The organism is Streptomyces sp. NRRL S-920 (assembly GCF_000717945.1).
Taxonomy (GTDB): domain Bacteria; phylum Actinomycetota; class Actinomycetes; order Streptomycetales; family Streptomycetaceae; genus Streptomyces; species Streptomyces alboniger.
In genome coordinates this window covers 1-18,160 of the sequence record NZ_JODF01000054.1, presented here as the reverse complement: position 1 = coordinate 18,160, position 18,160 = coordinate 1, and the positions used below count along the sequence as shown (strand labels likewise).

Genomic DNA, 18,160 nt, shown 5'->3' with positions numbered 1-18,160 from the left:
CCCTCCTCGCCCGCTCGCAGGACGGACGTGGATAGTCGTCAGGACGGACGTGGATAGTCGTATCGCACCGCCGGGCGGCTACTCACCACGGCAGACGGAGACCACGTGGCGTTCACCCTTTCGGGTCCCGTGCCCTTGCCACCGGCGGTTCCCGTGGTGACGTCAGGGTTCGCCACCGCGTGGTTCCTTCGGGTCAACACCCGGTCAGGGGGCGGGCCTCCGCGCGCGGCCACCTGTACAAAGGCGGCCATGACTGAAGATCAGGCAGTGGCGCGTTCGGACGGCAATCTCTCCCGGAGGGGCTTCACGGCGGTGGCGGGCGCGACCCCCGTGGCCATGGCTCTGTCCGGCGGCGCCGCCGCGGCTCTGCCCGCACCGGCCCTCCCGAGGGAAAGCCCTGGTGCCGACTTCGACCGGTGTCTGGCCGTCGCTCGCGCGCTCCTCGTACTGGACTCCGACGACCGTCCCCTCGTCCCGCGCTACCAGAGCGTCCTCCAGAAGGGGCTGCCGGCGCATCGACGTTCACGGCCCAAGAACGTCCTGGTCATCGGCGCCGGACCGGCCGGGCTTGTGGCCGCCTGGCTGCTGACCAGGGCCGGCCACCGCGTGACGGTGCTGGAAGCCAACGGCAACCGGGCGGGCGGGCGGATCAAGACCTTCCGCCGCGGCGGGCACGAGAACGCCGAGCAGCCCTTCGCCGACCCCCGCCAGTACGCCGAAGCGGGCGCGATGCGCATCCCGGGCAGCCACCCCCTGGTGATGGAACTGATCGACCAGCTCGCCCTGAAGAAGCGGCGGTTCCACTACGTGGACGTCGACAGCGAGGGACGCCCCGCCCACCGCACCTGGATCCACGTCAACGGCATCCGCGTACGGCGTGCCGACTACGCACGCGCGCCCCGGCGCGTGAACCGCTCGTTCGGCGTCCCCCGGGCCCACTGGGACACCCCGGCCGCCGCCATCCTGCGCTCCGCGCTGGACCCGGTGCGCGACGAATTCAGCTACCTCGGCCACGACGGCGGACGGGTCGACAAGCCGCTGCCCGAGCGGTTGCGGGGCTGGGCCCGGGTGGTGCGGCGGTTCGGTGACTGGTCGATGTTCCGCTTCCTCACCGAACACGCCGGCCTCGACGAACGGACCATCGACCTGATCGGCACCCTGGAGAACCTCACCTCCCGCCTCCCGCTGTCCTTCATCCACAGCTTCATCGGCTCCTCCCTCATCAGCCCCAGCACGCCCTTCTACGAGTTGGAGGGGGGCACGGCCGTCCTGCCGGACGCCCTGCTGGAACGCGTCCGCAAGAACGTGCGCTTCGACCGCCGGGTCACCCGCATCCAGTACCACCACCCCGACCGCCCTTCGCAGGACGCCGAGCACGTCCGCGGCAGGGGCCCGCACGTGTGGGTGGACACGGTGTCGGAGGGGCGCGGACGCCCGGTCGTACGCGAGCAGTTCACCGCGGACGTCGCCGTGGTCACCGTGCCCTTCTCCGGGCTGCGCCACGTACAGGTGACCCCGGCCCTGTCGTACGCCAAGCGCCGGGCGATCGGCGAACTGCACTACGACAGCGCGACCAAGGTGCTGCTTGAGTTCAGCCGCCGCTGGTGGGAGTTCGACGAGGCCGACTGGAAACGGGAGCTGCGCCGCATCGACCCCGAGCTGTACGACGCCTACCGCACCGGCCGGGCGACGGCGGACGGCAGCCTCCTTGGAGCCCACCCCTCCGTGCCCGCCGGACACATCACAGCGGGCCAGCGCACCCACTACGCCGCCAACCGCGTGCTCGCCCGCGAACAGCCGGAGGCGGTCGACGTCACGGGAGGCGGCTCGGTGTCGGACAACGCCAACCGGTTCATGTTCCACCCCTCCCATCCGGTCCCGGGCAGCGCGGGAGGCGTCGTCCTGGCCTCCTACAGCTGGGCCGATGACGCGCGGCGCTGGGACTCACTGGACGACGAGGCGCGGTACCCGTACGCCCTGTGCGGCCTCCAGCAGGTCTACGGCCAGCGCATCGAGGTCTTCTACACGGGTGCGGGCCGCACCCAGAGCTGGCTGCGCGACCCCTACGCCTACGGAGAGGCGTCCGTGCTCCTGCCCGGCCAGCACACCGAGATTCTGCCCGCCATCCCCGTGCCCGAAGGGCCGTTGCACTTCGCCGGGGACCACACGTCCGTCAAACCCGCGTGGATCGAGGGAGCCGTGGAGTCCGCCGTACGCACCGCCCTGGAGATCCACACGGGAGGAGACGGCCGCTAAGAGGACACTAAGAGCCCGGCGCCGCGCCCAGCACCGCGCCCAGCGCCGCGAGGAAGCGGTCCGATGTGGTGCGGTCCCTGACCGCCAGGCGGATCCAGTCCGGCCCCAGGCCGGGGAACGTATCGCCACGCCGTACGGCGAAGCCCCGCTCCCGCAGACGGTCCCGTACCCCCAGCGCGTCGGGCACGCGGACCAGCACGAAAGGCCCCTCCGCGGGGCCCACCGCGCGGACCCCGAGCGGGGCCAGCCTCGCCAGGCCCGCGAGGAGGTGCGACCGGTCCGCCGCGACGCGGTGCGCCGCGTGGCCGGCCTCCGCCAGGGCCCGCGGGCCGACACACGCCCGCGCCGCCACCAGCGCCGGCGTGGACACCGGCCACAGCGGCTGCGCCCGGGTGAGCGTCGTAATCACGTCGGGGGAGGCGAGGACGTAGCCGATGCGGAGCCCGGCCAGGCCCCACGTCTTCGTGAGGCTGCGCAGCACGACCAGGCCGGGCACGTCCGTACGGCCCGCCAGCGCCTCCCGCTCACCCGGCACCGCGTCCATGAACGCCTCGTCCACCACCAGGATCCGGCCGGGCCGCGCCAGCGCGGCGATCGAAGCGGCCGGGTGGAGGACGGACGTCGGGTTCGTCGGATTGCCGACGACCACGAGGTCGGCCTCCTCCGGAACCACCGCCGACCCGTCCAGCCGGAACCCGCCCTCCTCCCGCAGCAGCACCCGCCCCACCTCGTACCCGGCATCCCGCAGAGCCGCCTCCGGCTCCGTGAACTGCGGGTGCACGACGACAGGGTGACGGATCTTCAGGCCCCGCGCGATGAGTACGAAGGCCTCCGCCGCGCCCGACGTGAGCAGCACGCGGTCCGGGGTCACGCCGTGCCGCTCCGCCACCGCCTCCCGCGCCTGCCTGCCGTCCGGATAGGCGGCCAGGCCGTCCAGGGAGGAGGCGACGACCTCCTTCAGCCACGCCGGGGGAGTGCCGGCCCGTACGTTCACCGCGAGGTCGGTGAGGTCCGCGCCGTCGTCCCGCACCTCCGCGTCCCCGTGGTGGCGCAGGTCGTGGCCGAGGCCGGGCCCCCCTGCCGCGCCGCCGCGGCGGGCCACCGCGCACGTCGCCATCGACGGGCGCCCCACCGGCGCCGACTTCCGTTTGGGGACGAGGAGTTCGCCGCCGCCCCGCAGCGCCGCCGCCTCCGCCACGGACGGCGTCCCCACCGCCGCCCGCGCCGCGAGGGACGGATTCGGCACCCGCACGGCCGCCAGCTCACGCGCCGAGTACGCCACGAGCGGCACCCCGAGCCGCGCCGCCGCCCCGACGATCCCCGGCTCCTCGGCCTTCACGTCGACCGTCGCCAGCTCGGCGACGGCCCCTTCGGAGAAACCGGCCTCGCGCACCGCGTCCCGCACGAGCCCGAGCACCTCCTCCGGCGGAGCGTCCTCGCAGGCGCCGACGCCTACGACGAGAACCGGGACGTCAGCCATGGAGGGGTCCTTTCTGAGGAGGTGGGGGGACACGGGGTGCGGGATGCGCGTGAAACGGGGTCAATCGGCTAGCAAGGGCCCATGGCGGTGTTCGTGGCGCTCGGCGCCTTCCTCATGACCCTGGTGGGCGGCTGGACGGCCCAGCGGGTCACCGACCGGCGCCACCTCGTCCTGGGGCTCGCGGGCGGCCTGATGCTCGGGGTCGTCGGCCTCGACCTGCTGCCGGAGGCGCTGGACGCCGCCGGCGAGCCGGTGTTCGGCGTCCCGGCGGCCCTGCTCTTCTTCGTGGCCGGTTTCCTCTTCGCCCACCTGGTGGAGCGCCTCCTCGCGGTCCGGCAGGCCGCGCACGGCGCCGGCGGGCACGGGAACGCCCGGGTCCCCCAGGTGGGGCTCACGGCGGCCGCCGCGATGGTGGGCCACAGCGTCATGGACGGCGTCGCCATCGGCGCCGCCTTCCAGGTGGGCGGCGGCATGGGCGCGGCCGTGGCGCTCGCGGTCATCGCCCATGACTTCGCGGACGGCTTCAACACGTACACGATCACGAGCCTGTACGGGAACGCCCGCCGCAAGGCCCTCGCGATGCTGTTCGCGGACGCGGTGGCCCCGGTGGTGGGCGCCGCGTCGACCCTGCTCGTCACCATCCCGGAGGGACCCCTCGGCGGCTATCTCGGCTTCTTCGGCGGGGCGCTGCTGTACCTCGCGGCCGCCGAGATCCTGCCCGAGGCGCACCACGACCACCCGGCCCGCTCGACGCTGCTGTGCACGGTGGCGGGCGCGGCGTTCATCTGGGCCGTGGTGGGCATCGCCGAGTGAGCGGCCCCGCGCGTTCACGGGGTACAGCTCTCGACGAAGCGGCGCGCGATGTCCGGCCGAGCGGCCCAGTGCGTGTGCAGATAGCTGGCGTGGACGTTCCCCTGTACGAAGCCTTCGACGCGCCGCTCGGGGGCGTGCAGGCCCCACGCGGCGGCCGCCCCGGCGCCGGGCTCGACGACCGTGCGGTGGAACTCGTGGCCCCGCATCCGCGTCCCCGCCGCCGCGAGCACACTGTCCGACACGGCGACGGCCTCGCGATAGCCCAGCGTCAGCCGCTGCGACATCCGCGCCCGCGCGTCGAGGACCCCGCACATCGGCTTCCCGTCCAGCTCCCGGGAGAGGTAGAGCAGCCCCGCGCACTCGGCGGCCACGGGCGCCCCCGACGCCGCCAGCTCCGCGACGGCCTTGCGCAGCGGCTCGTTGGCGGACAGCTCGGGCGCGTACACCTCGGGGAACCCGCCTCCGATGACCAGCCCGGCGGTCCCCTCCGGCAGCTCCTCGTCGTGGAGCGGGTCGAACGGTACGACCTCGGCCCCGGCGGCGGCCAGCAGCTCAGCGTGCTCGGCATACGAGAACGTAAAGGCGGCCCCACCGGCGACGGCGACGACGGGTCGCTGCCCTTTGGGCCCGGCCGGGGGGGATCCAGCCCGTCGAGGGGGTCCCTCCCTGCTCATTGAGAGCTTGGGGGAGTTTGAGGACGAACTCGGCGAAGCCGGTGACGCACCGAGCCCCGTCGCAGGGTCCCACACCTCACCCGGCAGGGACGGCGCACCGCGTGCCAGGGCGAGAAGTGCGCCGAGGTCGCAACCGTCCCGCACCTGCGAGGCCAACGCGGCGACGGACTCCACCGCCTCCGCCCGTCGCTCGGCGACCGGCACGAGCCCCAGATGCCGCGAGGGAGCCCGCACCTGGGGAGCGCGACGCAGCGCGCCGAGCACCGGCACCCCGGACTCCTCCAAGGCCTCCCGCAGCAGCACCTCGTGCCGGTCCGAGCCGACCTTGTTGAGGATGACGCCCGCGACCCGCACCTCGGGGTCCCACGAGGCGAAGCCGTGCACCAGCGCCGCCACCGAACGCGACTGCGACGACGCGTCGACGACCAGCACCACCGGCGCCCGCAGCAGCTTGGCGACATGCGCCGTGGAGGCCAGTTCGCCCTGGCCCGCGGCCCCGTCGTACATCCCCATCACGCCCTCGATCACGGCGAGATCGCACCCGGCGGAGCCGTGCGCGAACAGCGGCTCGATCAGCTCGGGGCCGCACAGGTACGCGTCGAGGTTGCGGCCGGGACGACCGGTCGCCAGGGCGTGGTAGCCGGGGTCGATGTAGTCCGGCCCCACCTTGTGCGGGGAGACGGCGAGCCCGGCCGCCGCGAAGGCGGCCATCAGGCCCGTCGCGACGGTCGTCTTGCCGCTGCCCGACGACGGCGCCGCGATGACGAGGCGAGCTACCACTCGATGCCCCTCTGCCCCTTCTGCCCGGCGTCCATGGGGTGCTTGACCTTGGACATGTCGGTGACGAGGTCCGCGAAGTCGATCAACTTCTGCGGCGCGTTGCGGCCGGTGATGACGACATGCTGGGTGCCCGGCCGGTCCCGCAGCACCTCCACGACCTCGTCCGTGTCGATCCACCCCCAGTGCATCGGGTAGGCGAACTCATCGAGGACGTACAGCTTGTACGTCTCGGCGGCGAGGTCCCGCTTGACCTGCTCCCAGCCCTCGCGGGCCTTGTCCTCATTGGTCAACTCGCCCTCGGCGGGAGCGCGCTGGATCCACGACCAGCCCTCGCCCATCTTGTGCCAGGCGACCGTGCCGCCCTCACCGGAGGCGCCGAGCACCTTCAGCGCGTTCTCCTCGCCGACCTTCCACTTCGCCGACTTCACGAACTGGAAGACACCGATCGGCCACCCCTGATTCCAGGCCCGCAGCGCGAGCCCGAACGCAGCGGTCGACTTGCCCTTGCCGATGCCCGTGTGGACGAAGACGAGCGGGCGGTTGCGGCGCTGGCGCGTCGTGAGCCCGTCGTCCGGTACGACACTCGGCTGTCCCTGCGGCATTAAGCGGCCCTCCTCGAAGTCGAACCCGCACGGGTTCCTTGTACGTCCTTGACGAGACCGGCGATCGAGTCCGCCCGCAGCTCGTCGAGCGTCACGGCCGTCCCGCCCAGCTCGCCCGCCAACTGCCCGGCCAGACCCAGCCGTACGTAACCCGACTCGCAGTCCACGACCACCGAGGCGACACCCTCGGCCGCGAACAGCCGTGCCGCGCGCCCCGCCCGCGCCACCGGCTCCACGCCGCCCGTGGCACGCCCGTCCGTCACCACGACCACCAGCGGCCGCCGCGCAGCGTCCCGCAGCCGCTCGATCCGCAGCACGTCGTGAGCCTTCAGCAGGCCCGCCGCCAGCGGGGTGCGCCCGCCGGTCGGCAGTGTTTCGAGCCGGGCGGCGGCCGCGTCCACCGACGACGTCGGCGGCAGCGCGACCTCGGCGTCCTTGCCGCGGAACGTCACCAGACCCACCTTGTCGCGCCGCTGGTAGGCGTCGAGGAGGAGGGAGAGCACGGCGCCCTTGACGGCGCTCATCCGCTGCCGCGCCGCCATCGACCCGGAGGCGTCCACGACGAACAGCACGAGGTTGCCCTCACGGCCCTCCCGCGTCGCCTGCCGCAGATCGTCACGGCGGACGACGAGACCGGCGCCGGAGCGGCCACGGGCCTTCTGGTGCGGGGCCGCGGCCTGCACGGTCGCCGCCAGGTGCAGCTTGGTCAGCGCGCCCTGCGGCCGACGCGAGCCCGTCGTACGCCCGTGCTCGGTACGGGCGCGGGAGCGCCGCCCGGCCGCGCCCTCGCCGATGCCGGGCACGCTGAGCATCTTCGTGCGGAAGGGCTCGGCGGCGCGTACGGGCTGCTGCTCACCGGAGCCTCCGGGGCCGGCGGTCGGGGCCGGTTCCTGGGGGGCCTGCGGTGCCTCGTCGGAGCCGGGACCCTGCTGCTGGGAAGGGAGTTCCGGGGCGTCGGGGCCGCCGCCCTCCGGGGGCTGCCCGCCGCCACCGCCACCGTCGTCACCGGGACCGCCCCCGTCGGGATCGTCCTCGGGCGGCTCGGGCGCCTCGTCCTCGCGTGCCTCCTCCAGCGTCTCGTCGAGCTTGTCCTCGTCGAGCCCCGGCGCGTCGAAGGGATTGCGGCGCCTGCGGTGCGGCAGTGCGAGCAGCGCGGCCTGCCGCACGTCCTCGCTCTCCACGTCCGTACGCCCGGCCCAGGCGGCCAGCGCCGTCGCCGTGCGGGCCATCACGATGTCCGCGCGCATCCCGTCGACCTCGAAGGCCGCGCAGGTCGCCGCGATCTGCCGCAACGCGCCGTCGCCCAAGGTCACTTGGGGGAGGAGCGCACGCGCCGCCACGACCCGCTCCCGCAGCGCGGTCTCGTCCTCGGCCCAGCGCCCGGCGAACCCCTCGGGGTCGTCGTCGTACGCGAGCCGCCGCCGGACGACCTCGACGCGCTGGTCCGTCTCGCGGGACGCCGCCACCTCGACGGTGAGGCCGAACCGGTCGAGCAACTGCGGCCGCAGCTCGCCCTCTTCGGGGTTCATGGTGCCGACGAGCAGGAAGCGGGCGGCGTGCCGCACGGAGACGCCCTCGCGCTCCACGTACGAGGCGCCCATGGCGGCGGCGTCCAGGAGGAGGTCGACCAGGTGGTCGTGGAGAAGATTGACCTCGTCGACGTAGAGGATGCCCCGGTGCGCGTCGGCGAGCAGTCCGGGCTCGAAGGCCTTCACGCCCTCCGCGAGTGCCCGCTCGATGTCGAGGGCGCCGACGAGGCGGTCCTCGGACGCGCCGACCGGCAGCTCCACCATGCGCGCGGGGCGCGCCGTGCCACCGCCCGCCTCGTGCGGGCCGTCGGGGCAGTTCGGGTCGGGCGCCGCGGGGTCGCACGAGAAGCGGCACCCGGCGACGACCGGCACCTCGGGCAGCAGCGCCGAGAGGGCGCGTACGGCGGTGGACTTGGCGGTGCCCTTCTCACCCCGTACGAGTACGCCGCCGACGGCGGGCGAGACGGCGTTCAGCAAGAGCGCGAGCCGCAGGTCGTCCTGCCCGACGAGAGCGGTGAACGGGTACGGGGTACTCACAGAGCCTCCTTGAAGCGGTGGTGCGGTGCGGCGCTCACGAGAACGCCGGCGAGTACGGCGCTCACGACGGCGCTCCGGGCGCGATGAACGGCAGCCCGGCCGGCGGGCCGTTCTCGATCAGGCCAAGGAGCGCGTCCGTGTCCGCGTGTTCTTCGATCAGGTCACCGAGCAGGTCGAGCTGCTCCTCGCGCAGCGCGCCGAAGCAGGTGTCCGGGGCGGGGACGAAGCGGCGCCCGGCCGCGCGCGCCACCTCGGTGAGGAACCGGCGCCGGAACGCGTCGCTCTCCAGCGACCCGTGCCAGTGCGTGCCCCACACCTCGCCGACCCGGCAGCCGTCGAGGAAAGGCTCCCCACCCGTGACGTCGGCGACGCCATGATGGATCTCGTACCCCTCGACCGGCTCGCCGAGGGCCTCGCCCACCGGTCTCGCCAGCGTCTTCTCGCGGGCGAACCGCACCCGCACCGGCAGCAGCCCGAGGCCGTCCACCGAGCCCGCCCGCGACTCGACCTCGTCCTCGATGTGCTCGCCGAGGGCCTGGAAGCCGCCGCAGATCCCGAGCACCGGCCGCCCCTCGGCGGCGCGGCGCGCGAGGGCGTCCGCGAGACCGCGCTCGTGCAGCCACTCAAGGGCCCGCACGGTGCCGCGTGTTCCCGGTACGACCACGAGGTCGGCGTCGACCAGCTCCTCGGCCCGGTCCACGAACCGCACGACGACACCCGGCTCCGCGGCCAGCGCGTCCACGTCCGTGAAGTTGGACATCAGCGGCACCGCGCACACCGCGACCCGCAGCACGTCCTCGCCGACCGGGGGCGCCACCGCGGACTCCCGTACGGCGCCGCGCAGGGAGACCCGCAGGCCGTCCTCCTCGTCGATGCCGAGCCCGTGCCGGAACGGCAGCACACCGAACGTGCGCCGCCCGGTGAGGCCGTGCAGCATGTCGAGGCCGGGTTCGAGGAGGGAGACATCGCCCCGGAACTTGTTGACGAGATACCCCGCCACCAGCTCCTGGTCGGCCGCGCTCAGCAGCGCCGTCGTCCCGAAGAAGGAGGCGAACACCCCGCCGCGGTCGATGTCACCGACCACCAGGACGGGGAAGCGGGCGGCTCGCGCGATGCCCATGTTCACGATGTCCGTGCGCCGCAGATTGATCTCGGCGGGACTGCCCGCCCCTTCACAGATCACGGCGTCATAGCTGCCCCGCAACTCCTCGAGGCATCCCACGACGGTGTCGAGCAGCGCGGCCTGCCGCCCCCCGTGGTAGCCGCGCGCGCTCATCTCGCCCACCGGCTTGCCCATCAGCACGACCTGGCTGGAGCGGTCGCTGCCCGGCTTGAGCAGTACGGGGTTCATCAGCGCGCTCGGCTCGACGCGGGCGGCCTGCGCCTGCATGGCCTGCGCCCGCCCGATCTCCGCTCCCTCGCGGGTGACGAAGGAGTTGAGCGACATGTTCTGTGCCTTGAACGGCGCGACGGACACGCCCTTGCGGGTCAGCCACCGGCAGATCCCGGCGGTGACGACGCTCTTGCCCGCGTCGGAGGTGGTCCCCGCGACGAGCAGCCCACCACTCATATGTCTCTCCTCGACTTCGTCGACCGCAGTGCCCGGCGGGCCGCCACCGCGACTCCCAGCGCCAGCCAGCCGACCCGCCGCGACAGCTTCACGGCCCGCTCGATGTCCTCGACGCCGACGTCCCGGCCGTCCGCGTTCAGCACGGGCCGGTGCTCGACGCGCCCCGCGTACGACAGGGTCCCGCCCAGCCGTACGCCCAGCGCCCCGGCGAAGGCCGCCTCGACGGGCCCGGCGTTGGGGCTCGGATGCTTCGCGGCATCGGCCCGCCACGCCCGCACGGCCCCGGCGGGCGCGTCCCCCGCGAGAGCGGCCAGGGCGGCCGTGAGCCGGGCCCCCGGCCACCCGAGGACGTCGTCGAGCCGGGCGGAGGCCCAGCCGTAGCGGCGGTACTTGGGCGACTTGTGGCCGACCATGGCGTCGAGGGTGTTCACGGCGCGGAACGCGACGAGCCCCGGCACCCCGCCGACGGCACCCCACACCAGCGCGCCGACCACCGCGTCGGAGGTGTTCTCGGCGACGGACTCGACGACGGCACGCGCGATCCCGTCGGAGTCCAGCGCCTGCGGATCCCGCCCGCACAGATGGGGCAGCCGCTCCCGCGCCACCTCCACGTCACCGGCGGCCAGCGCCCCGCCGATGGCCCGCGCCTCCCGGCCCAGCGAGGTACCGCCGACCACGGCCCAGGTCGCGGCCGCGGTCAGCGCGACGGACGCGGCGGGGGAACGGCGTACAAGACGAGCGGCGAGGGTGGCGGCACCCGCCGCGCCCCCGGCACAGACCACGGCGTGCAGCGCGCCCCACCCGCGGTGGTCCCGCCACAGCGCCCGCTCGACGGCGGCCGCCGTACGACCGAACGCGGCGACCGGATGGCCCCGGCGGGGATCGCCGAGCAGCAGGTCGCCGAGGAGGCCGGCGGCGGCGCCGTACGCGAAGTCGCGATCGGCACTCATGGGCTCAGCCCGTCGTCGTACGGAGAAGGGAGCTGGCGCTCGGGAACTGGTCCGGCAACGGGCGGCCGCGCATGGCGATATGTCCTCACTCAGGGTGTCCGCGCCCTGGTTCGACGTGATCGGCGGCGAGAGTTCCTGGCTTCCGGGGAGCGTCGTGGCTTCCCGGTGACAGTGGCGGGACCGCGCCGGATTCGCACCGGCTTCCTCTTCTGCCGCCGTAGTTGGCCCCGGCAGTCCACCACGCCCCGCGAACGCCCGTCAACTCGCTGTTGACCTGCGGCGGGAGAGTGTGCGGAGCCCCACAGCGGTGCTTCACAGCGGTGCTTCACAGCGAGGTCCCGCATACGACGGTGGGGGTGCGGGACGCGTACACGTCCCGCACCCCCACCGGGGACCGCTGCCGTCAGGCGACGATCAGATAGATCCCGTACGCCACGGCCGCCGCGCACAGCGCGAAGCAGGCGTACGCGCCGGTGCGCGCCATGGCCGCGGAGCCGCCGCCCGACGCGGACGCCGTCTCCTGCTTGGAGAGACCGATGATGCCGAGGGTGAACAGGCCCACGAGAGCCACCGTCACGGCGAGGCTGACTCCGAAGACGGAGCCGAGAGCTGCCCAGTCGATGTTCATGCTGATGTGTCCTTACACCGTCGCGGGCCGGGCGGGGTCCGCCATGGCGCCGGTCGTGGTCGAGGTCGGGGCCGCGATGGTGGCCTTGACCGGTTCGTCGGAGGGGGCCCCGACGGCGGCCAGCGGGCCGGCCGGGGGCGGCTGGACGGCGGCGATCGCGGTGGTCACGACGCCCAGGGGCTCGGCGCCCGCGGTGTCGTGGCCGTGGCGGATCTCGTCGTCGGTGACGTTGGTGTGGTCCACGGAGTTGCGCCGCGAGAGCGCCCAGATGACGGCCGAGCCGGCGATCAGGAGTGCCGCGGTGACCGCGATGCCCCAGGGGCCCTGCTTGGTGAGGAACTCGGCGCCCGCGCCGACCAGACCGGCGGCCGGCAGGGTCAGACCCCACGCGACGAACATCCGGGTCGCGGTCGACCAGCGGACCACGCCGCCCTTGCGGCCGAGGCCCGCGCCCATCACGGCACCGGAGCAGGACTGCGTGGTGGAGAGCGAGAAGCCCAGGTGCGAGGAGGCCAGGATGACCGTCGCGGCGCTGGTCTGGGCGGCGAAGCCCTGCTGCGGCTGGAGGTCGGTGAGGCCCTTGCCCATGGTGCGGATGATGCGCCAGCCGCCGAGGTAGGTGCCGAGGGCGATGGCCACACCGGCCGAGACGATGACCCACATCGGGGGGTTCGCGCCGGGGTTCAGGACACCGCCGGTGACCAGCGCGAGCGTGATGATGCCCATGGTCTTCTGCGCGTCGTTCGTGCCGTGCGCCAGCGAGACGAGGCCCGCGGAGGCGATCTGGCCCGCGCGGTAGCCCTTGGCGGTCGCCCTGGTGTCGGTGTTGCGGCCGATGCGGTACGTCAGTCGCGTCGCCAGCGTCGCGGCGAGACCCGCCACGAGCGGCGCGGCGAGGGCCGGGATCAGCACCTTGGTGACGACGGTGCCGCCGTTGATCGACGACCAGCCCATCGACATGACCGCGGCGCCGATGAGGCCGCCGAAGAGGGCGTGGGAGGAGCTGGAGGGCAGGCCCACCAGCCAGGTCAGCAGATTCCAGAGGATCGCGCCGACGAGCGCGGCGAAGATGACCTCGGTCTTGAGGCCGTCCTCGTTGACGATCCCGCCTGAGATCGTCTTGGCGACTTCGACGGAGAGGAAGGCTCCGACGAGGTTCAGCACGGCGGACATGGCCACCGCCGTCTTGGGCTTGAGAGCGCCGGTCGAGATGGTCGTCGCCATCGCGTTGGCAGTGTCGTGGAAACCGTTCGTGAAATCGAACACGAGAGCGGTGACGATCACGATCCCGAGGAGAAGCGTGATGTGTTCCATTTACCCAGGCTTCTGTTGGACGTCAGTGGCATGTGGAACGTAGGCAACCTGGGTGAACGGAAAGTGAACTGGGTCGGGCGGCGCGGTGACCCAAAGTGGAGCGCCGCCGCTCCGTTGCCATCAGGTGACTGATCACGATCGTACGGAGTGGCGCGGCCAGGCCACGAATCCGGGCGGAGTGTCGCCTTCCACCACCCTCTCGCGCACCCTTCTCGCGCCCCGGTCAGAGGGGTTCCCGGGGGGTTTCCGGCGTCGCGGAAGAGATCCTTGTCACGCCGCTTCGGGGCCGCGCGCCCGGCTGGCAGGATCGCCCCATGACTGAGCAGCGGCAGGGCGCGGAGCGGGACGCCGTCGGGCGGGCATGGCGCGAGCTGGTGGAGACGGCCCGCAGGACGGTGACGGACGGCCTGGTCGTCGGCACCTCGGGCAATGTCTCGGTGCGGGTCGGCGACACGGTCCTCGTCACCCCGAGCGGGGTTCCCTACGACCGGCTGCGGCCCGACGACCCCGACAGGGCGGTCGGCGTCGACCTCGCGGGGCGGCAGGTCCTCGGCGACCTCGCGCCCACCAGCGAGCTGCCCATGCACCTCGCGATCTACCGCGCCACCGACGCGAGGGCCGTCGTCCACACCCACGCGGTGCACGCCACGGCCGTCTCCATGCTGGTCCCCGAGCTGCCGGGGGTCCACTACATGACGGGCGCCCTCGGCGGCCCGGTCCGGGTCGCCCCCTACGCGCTCTACGGCACCGAGGAGCTGGCGCGGAACATGCTCCAGGCCCTGCGCGGCCGCACGGGGTGCCTCCTCCAGAACCACGGAACCGTCACCTACGGAGCATCCCTGGCCCAGGCGTACGACCGCACGGCGCAACTGGAATGGATGTCCCGCCTGTGGCTCACGGCCTCGTCCGTGCCGGGCCGCACTCCGACGCTTCTCTCTCCCGAACGTCTGAGAGAAGCGGAGGGCAAGCTGAGGGGCTACGGCCAGCAGCCGCCCCCTTGAGCCGCCCCTGAGCCGCCCCCTTGAGCCCCTCCGTCGGGTCACTCCGTGAGCACCGCCCACTGGCCCCAGGGCCGGACGCCCCGGACACTGGGACAGTGCGCCCAGCCAAAGCGACGGCAGCGGCCGTCACCGCAGTCACAGCAGCCCTGGGGACAGCCGCAGCCGCGATCGCGGCGGGCCGGTTCGCCAGCGACGCCGCCCTCAAGGCCCCGGCGGGCCGTCCGCTGCCGACGGAGCCCCGTCTTACCGTGCACGCCACGGCCGCCGGCCAGATTTCCCTGACCCGCGCCCTCGCGAGCCTGCGCCCCGGCACCTACGGCCTCAGCGGCAACGGCACCCACGCGATCGTCGGCCCCGTCCTGGAGTCCGCCCCGCACGCGGCCGACACGGTCGTACGCCGCCTCGAAGCCGTCACCCACGGCACCCTGGAACCCGGCGCGAAGGTCTGGCTCACCCCGCAGGTCCACATCGGCGACCCGCACGCCGCGCTCGGCATCGACCACGCGGACGTCGACATCCCCGGCGAGCTGGGCGGCCTGCCCGCCTGGTTCGTACCCGGCGTCCGTGACACCTGGGTCATCACCGTGCACGGCCTCGGCACCACCCGCGAACACCCCATGGTCGTCATGGACTTCCTGCGCGGTCTGCGGCTCCCCGTGCTCGACCTCGCCTACCGGGGCGACCCGGGCGCGCCCCGCTCCGCGGACGGCCTCGGCCATCTCGGCGAGACGGAGTGGCGCGACCTGGACGCCGCGATCCGCTACGCCGTGCGGTACGGCGCCCGCAACGTCATCCTGCACGGCTGGTCCACCGGCGCCACCATGTGCCTGCACGCCGCCGCCCATTCGGCGCTGCGCGACCGCGTCAGCGGCCTCGTCCTCGACTCCCCGGTCCTCAACTGGGAGACCACCCTGCGCGCCCTCGCCGCGGCCCGCCGCACCCCGGGACCGCTCCTGCCGCTCGCGGTACGCGCCGCCCAGGGCCGCACGGGCCTGCGCGGCGACCGTGTCCTCGCCGCCGCGGACCCCGACGCGCTGAAGGTCCCGACCCTCCTCCTGCACGGCCCCGACGACGCCATCGCCCCCTGGGCCCTCTCCCGTCAACTGGCCCGGCGGCGTCCGGAACTGGTCACCCTCCGCGTCGTCCCCGGCGCCCCCCACGGCGCCATGTGGAACGCCGACCCGGCGGGCTACGAAGAGGCGCTGCGCCGCTTCCTCACCCCCTTGATGTGACCGCTCGGCCCCCCTCGGCACGGCCCCGCGAAGGCAGCCGTCGCCATTCCGTTTGGGTTTTCGGACCGTCAACAGGAAGACTGCTCCCGTGACGTCCCGTACCCCGCGCGACTCCAGGCTCCGACTCGTCCGCGCCCCCTACCCGAGGGCAGAGAAGCGAGGAGAGGCCCAGCGCGACCCAGCGCGGCCCCTCTCCGCCGCCCCCGGCGCGGTGAGCAACCGCCGCACGCGCCGTCCTGCGCCCCGCCCGCCCGAGGGCACCCCCGCGCGCTCGGAGCTGGCAGGGCGGGCGCGCGCCGTCCTCGCCGACGCCGCGCGGGTCGCCCGCTGGGCCGACGCCGCCCTGCGCCCCGGGCCCGGCCGCACCGGCGCGAAGCCCGGCGGGAAGGGCACCCTCTCCGACGCCACCGCCGAACGGGCCGCGGCCGAACTGGGACTGACCCCCGCTCAGGTCCGCGCCGACTGGGACACCGCGCGCCTCGCGGGCCTCGTCGAGGTGCACGGCGACAGCGCCCGCCCCGGCTGGCGCCTGCGCGCCTGGGACCGCGACGACACCGCCGTACTGCGCGGCTGGGTCGCGCTCTTCGACGCCTGGTCACTGGCCCACCCGGCGCCGGACGACCTCGCCCCCGGCGCGGTCGCCGAGGTCGTCGAGGCCATGCCGCAGGTCCTCTCCTTCCTCCAGCTCTCGGCGGGCCCCGTCCCCGTGCCGCAGCTGCTGGACCTCCTGGACCAGCGCGTCACGGAACTGCGCACCGAGCGCTGCGAGATCCCCTACGGCCCCCAGCCCCAGCCCGAGGCGGCCACCCCGGCCGACCGTCCGCAGGAGGCGGGAGCGCTCCCGGCCCTCCTCGACTGGGCCCTGCACGGCCTCGCGGCCGTCGGCGCGCTCACCTACGCCGAGGGGCAGGCCACGCTCACCCCGCTCGGCAGCTGGGCGGTCTGGGTCAAGCTGGAGCAGATCTGCGTCGCCGCGCAGAGCCCCGCCGGGCACATCGAGCAGTCCGCCGAGGACATGCTGCGCGGCTGCGCCCGCCTGCGCCCCAACGCGGCCCGTGCCGAATACCGCGCCTGGCTCGCCGCCCGCCCCGTCGGCAGCGCCGTCACCGACCTGCTCACCGCCGCCCGCGGCCAGGACGCCCTGCTGCGCGGCCTCGCCTTCGAGGCCCTGCGCGTGGTCGGCGCCCCGGCCGAGGCGGAGGTCAGAGCCGTCCTCGACGAGGCCTCGCTGCGGCCCTACGCCCTGCTGTGGCTCGCCGAGCAGGAGGGCGCCGACCCCGAGGACGTCCACCTCGTGCTGACCCGCGAGGAGTCCACGTGGCTGTGGATCGACACCGCGGCGGCCGTCGCCGACCACGGCGAGGCCCAACTCCTCGTCCGGCACCTGGAGTCGGCGGTCCAGCCCACCGTCCCCGCCCTCCTCGACGAGGTCCGCCGCGCGGGTCACCCCCGCACCGTCCAGGTCCTGGTCGCCCTCGCCGCGGCCCACCCCGATCCGGCGCTCGCCAAGGCCGTGCGCCGCGCCGCCTTCCAGGTGCACACCGGCGGGGAGTAGGTCTCAGGCCCGCGCAGCTCGGATACGTACTCACCAAACGGTCATCGGAAGGTGTCGCACTGCCCCATATCGCCGGTGCGATAGCCCTGGTAGAACCACCGCTGGCGCTGCTCGGCCGAGCCGTGCGTCCAGGACTCGGGGGTGACCCGCCCCTGGAACTTCTCCTGGATCCGGTCGTCGCCGACCGCGGCCGCCGCGTCCAGGCCGTCCTGGATGTCCGCCTCGTCAAGACTGCTGATCAGCGGCTTGCCCGTACGCTCGTCCGGGCTGCGGGTCGCGTGCCGCGCCCAGACCCCGGCGTAGCAGTCCGCCTGCAACTCGACCTTCACGGCGTTGCTGTCCCGGCCCGTACGGCCGTCCTGGGAGCGTCTCAGGACGCCCGTCAGGTTCTGGACGTGGTGCCCGTACTCGTGGGCCACGACGTATGCCTGTGCGAAGGGGCCGCCGCTGGAGCCGAACTTCGTGCGCAGCTCGTCGAAGAAGCCCAGGTCCAGGTAGACCTTGCGGTCGCCGGGGCAGTAGAAGGGGCCGACCGCCGAGGTCGCCGCGCCGCAGGCGGTGCCCACGCGGCCGGTGAACAGGACGGTCGGCGCGGGGGAGTACGCCGCCCGCCTGCGCTGGAACTCCGGGCGCCAGAAGTCCTGGACGCTGTTGACCACCGCCACGATGCGGCAGTCGTCCTTGGTGTTCGCGTCCCGGCCCGTGCGGCAGCTCTGCTGCACCTGCGCCAGGGACGAGGACGAGGCCTCGGGCTCCTCGTCGCCGGACGAGAGGCCCAGCTGGTCGGGGCCCACTCCGAAGACGAGGCCGAGCACCAGCGCGATGAGGCCGGCGATGCCGCCGCCGACGGTCGCCCGGCCGCCGGGGATCCGGCTGCCGCGCACGTCCTGCACCTCGGAGGTGTCCAGGTTCGCGTCGTCGTCGAACTGCATGGGCGCACCCCTCTGCGTCGCACCCGGAGCGGCACCCGCCGCCCCGCACCGGGACTCCGGCCACTTCATCCTGGTACGCCCGCTCTCCCGGGGCCCCGGACGGAGGTCCGAACGGGGGACGCGCACCACGCCCCCCGCCGTGTCGCACAGCCCCCACCGCCCCCGCCGCTACGCTCTGCGCCTGATCCGTGGGCCCGCGGTACCGAAGGGGGGGCATCATGACCACTCTGCCACCCACCCCGACCACCACCCCCACCACGCTCCGACCGACCGCCGGCCCCACCGCGCTCCCGCCGGACGCCAAGCC

The 18,160-nt window shown here is 74.0% G+C and carries 14 protein-coding genes and 1 riboswitch; of the genes, 5 read left to right on the top strand and 9 right to left on the bottom strand.

Annotated features, from left to right (window positions below):
* Positions 1-249: 249 nt before the first annotated feature.
* On the top strand, positions 250-2,256 hold the full coding sequence (locus tag IG54_RS0129145) for a flavin monoamine oxidase family protein (RefSeq protein WP_030791088.1): 2,007 nt from the start codon (positions 250-252) through the stop codon (positions 2,254-2,256).
* Positions 2,257-2,263: 7 nt separating this feature from the next.
* On the opposite strand, the gene cobC is transcribed toward IG54_RS0129145, so the two are convergent.
* On the bottom strand, positions 2,264-3,736 hold the full coding sequence (gene cobC, locus IG54_RS0129140; protein WP_078594646.1) for an Rv2231c family pyridoxal phosphate-dependent protein CobC: 1,473 nt from the start codon (positions 3,734-3,736) through the stop codon (positions 2,264-2,266).
* Positions 3,737-3,817: 81 nt separating this feature from the next.
* Here cobC and IG54_RS0129135 point away from each other — a divergent pair, with 81 nt between their 5' ends.
* Positions 3,818-4,549: a ZIP family metal transporter gene (locus tag IG54_RS0129135; RefSeq protein ID WP_030791058.1), complete on the top strand. Its 732-nt coding sequence runs from the start codon at positions 3,818-3,820 to the stop codon at positions 4,547-4,549.
* Positions 4,550-4,563: 14 nt separating this feature from the next.
* Here IG54_RS0129135 and IG54_RS0129130 read toward each other — a convergent pair whose 3' ends face one another.
* The 7 genes from IG54_RS0129130 to IG54_RS0129100 form a co-directional block, all read right to left on the bottom strand.
* The gene (locus IG54_RS0129130) at positions 4,564-6,003 is read right to left on the bottom strand and encodes a cobyrinate a,c-diamide synthase (protein WP_030791054.1); all 1,440 of its coding nucleotides are present in this window, start codon (positions 6,001-6,003) and stop codon (positions 4,564-4,566) included.
* Positions 5,997-6,605, bottom strand: a complete 609-nt coding sequence (cobO, locus tag IG54_RS0129125; RefSeq protein WP_030791051.1) for a cob(I)yrinic acid a,c-diamide adenosyltransferase — start codon at positions 6,603-6,605, stop codon at positions 5,997-5,999. The genes IG54_RS0129130 and cobO overlap by 7 nt, the downstream gene beginning before the upstream one ends.
* Positions 6,605-8,671, bottom strand: a complete 2,067-nt coding sequence (locus tag IG54_RS0129120) for a putative cobaltochelatase (RefSeq protein ID WP_030791047.1) — start codon at positions 8,669-8,671, stop codon at positions 6,605-6,607. Before IG54_RS0129120 ends, cobO begins: the two co-directional genes overlap by 1 nt.
* A 61-nt stretch (positions 8,672-8,732) precedes the next feature.
* Positions 8,733-10,241 carry a cobyric acid synthase gene (locus IG54_RS0129115; RefSeq protein ID WP_030791044.1) on the bottom strand — a complete coding sequence of 503 codons (1,509 nt, stop codon included), beginning with the start codon at positions 10,239-10,241 and terminating at the stop codon, positions 8,733-8,735.
* Positions 10,238-11,191, bottom strand: coding sequence for a cobalamin biosynthesis protein (locus IG54_RS0129110; protein WP_030791041.1), 954 nt, complete (start codon positions 11,189-11,191; stop codon positions 10,238-10,240). Before IG54_RS0129110 ends, IG54_RS0129115 begins: the two co-directional genes overlap by 4 nt.
* 109 nt (positions 11,192-11,300) lie before the next feature.
* A riboswitch (cobalamin riboswitch) is annotated at positions 11,301-11,438 on the bottom strand.
* A 156-nt stretch (positions 11,439-11,594) separates the two neighbouring features.
* Positions 11,595-11,819 (bottom strand): hypothetical protein, encoded by a 225-nt coding sequence (locus IG54_RS0129105; protein WP_030791037.1) that lies wholly within the window; start codon positions 11,817-11,819, stop codon positions 11,595-11,597.
* 12 nt (positions 11,820-11,831) lie between these two features.
* A complete protein-coding gene (locus tag IG54_RS0129100; RefSeq protein ID WP_030791035.1) occupies positions 11,832-13,133 on the bottom strand; it encodes an inorganic phosphate transporter in 1,302 nt (433 codons plus the stop codon).
* Positions 13,134-13,447: 314 nt separating this feature from the next.
* Between IG54_RS0129100 and IG54_RS0129095 the strand changes: the two genes are divergently transcribed.
* The 3 genes from IG54_RS0129095 to IG54_RS0129085 all read left to right on the top strand — a co-directional run bounded on the left by IG54_RS0129095 (position 13,448) and on the right by IG54_RS0129085 (position 16,921).
* On the top strand, positions 13,448-14,134 hold the full coding sequence (locus IG54_RS0129095) for a class II aldolase/adducin family protein (protein WP_037897937.1): 687 nt from the start codon (positions 13,448-13,450) through the stop codon (positions 14,132-14,134).
* A 95-nt stretch (positions 14,135-14,229) separates the two neighbouring features.
* A complete protein-coding gene (locus IG54_RS0129090) occupies positions 14,230-15,366 on the top strand; it encodes an alpha/beta hydrolase family protein (RefSeq protein ID WP_030791031.1) in 1,137 nt (378 codons plus the stop codon).
* Positions 15,367-15,454: 88 nt separating this feature from the next.
* Positions 15,455-16,921, top strand: coding sequence for a hypothetical protein (locus tag IG54_RS0129085; RefSeq protein WP_078594644.1), 1,467 nt, complete (start codon positions 15,455-15,457; stop codon positions 16,919-16,921).
* A 41-nt stretch (positions 16,922-16,962) separates the two neighbouring features.
* On the opposite strand, the gene IG54_RS0129080 is transcribed toward IG54_RS0129085, so the two are convergent.
* The gene (locus IG54_RS0129080; protein WP_030791027.1) at positions 16,963-17,853 is read right to left on the bottom strand and encodes a neutral zinc metallopeptidase; all 891 of its coding nucleotides are present in this window, start codon (positions 17,851-17,853) and stop codon (positions 16,963-16,965) included.
* Positions 17,854-18,160: the final 307 nt, after the last annotated feature.

Bases quoted from the DNA above. Each gene is read 5' to 3' on its own strand.
- IG54_RS0129145 (WP_030791088.1), top strand. From the start codon at position 250: ATGACTGAAGATCAGGCAGTGGCGCGTTCGGACGGCAATCTCTCCCGG.
- cobC (WP_078594646.1), bottom strand. From the start codon at position 3,736: ATGGCTGACGTCCCGGTTCTCGTCGTAGGCGTCGGCGCCTGCGAGGAC.
- IG54_RS0129135 (WP_030791058.1), top strand. From the start codon at position 3,818: ATGGCGGTGTTCGTGGCGCTCGGCGCCTTCCTCATGACCCTGGTGGGC.
- cobO (WP_030791051.1), bottom strand. From the start codon at position 6,605: ATGCCGCAGGGACAGCCGAGTGTCGTACCGGACGACGGGCTCACGACG.
- IG54_RS0129115 (WP_030791044.1), bottom strand. From the start codon at position 10,241: ATGAGTGGTGGGCTGCTCGTCGCGGGGACCACCTCCGACGCGGGCAAG.
- IG54_RS0129110 (WP_030791041.1), bottom strand. From the start codon at position 11,191: ATGAGTGCCGATCGCGACTTCGCGTACGGCGCCGCCGCCGGCCTCCTC.
- IG54_RS0129105 (WP_030791037.1), bottom strand. From the start codon at position 11,819: ATGAACATCGACTGGGCAGCTCTCGGCTCCGTCTTCGGAGTCAGCCTC.
- IG54_RS0129100 (WP_030791035.1), bottom strand. From the start codon at position 13,133: ATGGAACACATCACGCTTCTCCTCGGGATCGTGATCGTCACCGCTCTC.
- IG54_RS0129095 (WP_037897937.1), top strand. From the start codon at position 13,448: ATGACTGAGCAGCGGCAGGGCGCGGAGCGGGACGCCGTCGGGCGGGCA.
- IG54_RS0129080 (WP_030791027.1), bottom strand. From the start codon at position 17,853: ATGCAGTTCGACGACGACGCGAACCTGGACACCTCCGAGGTGCAGGAC.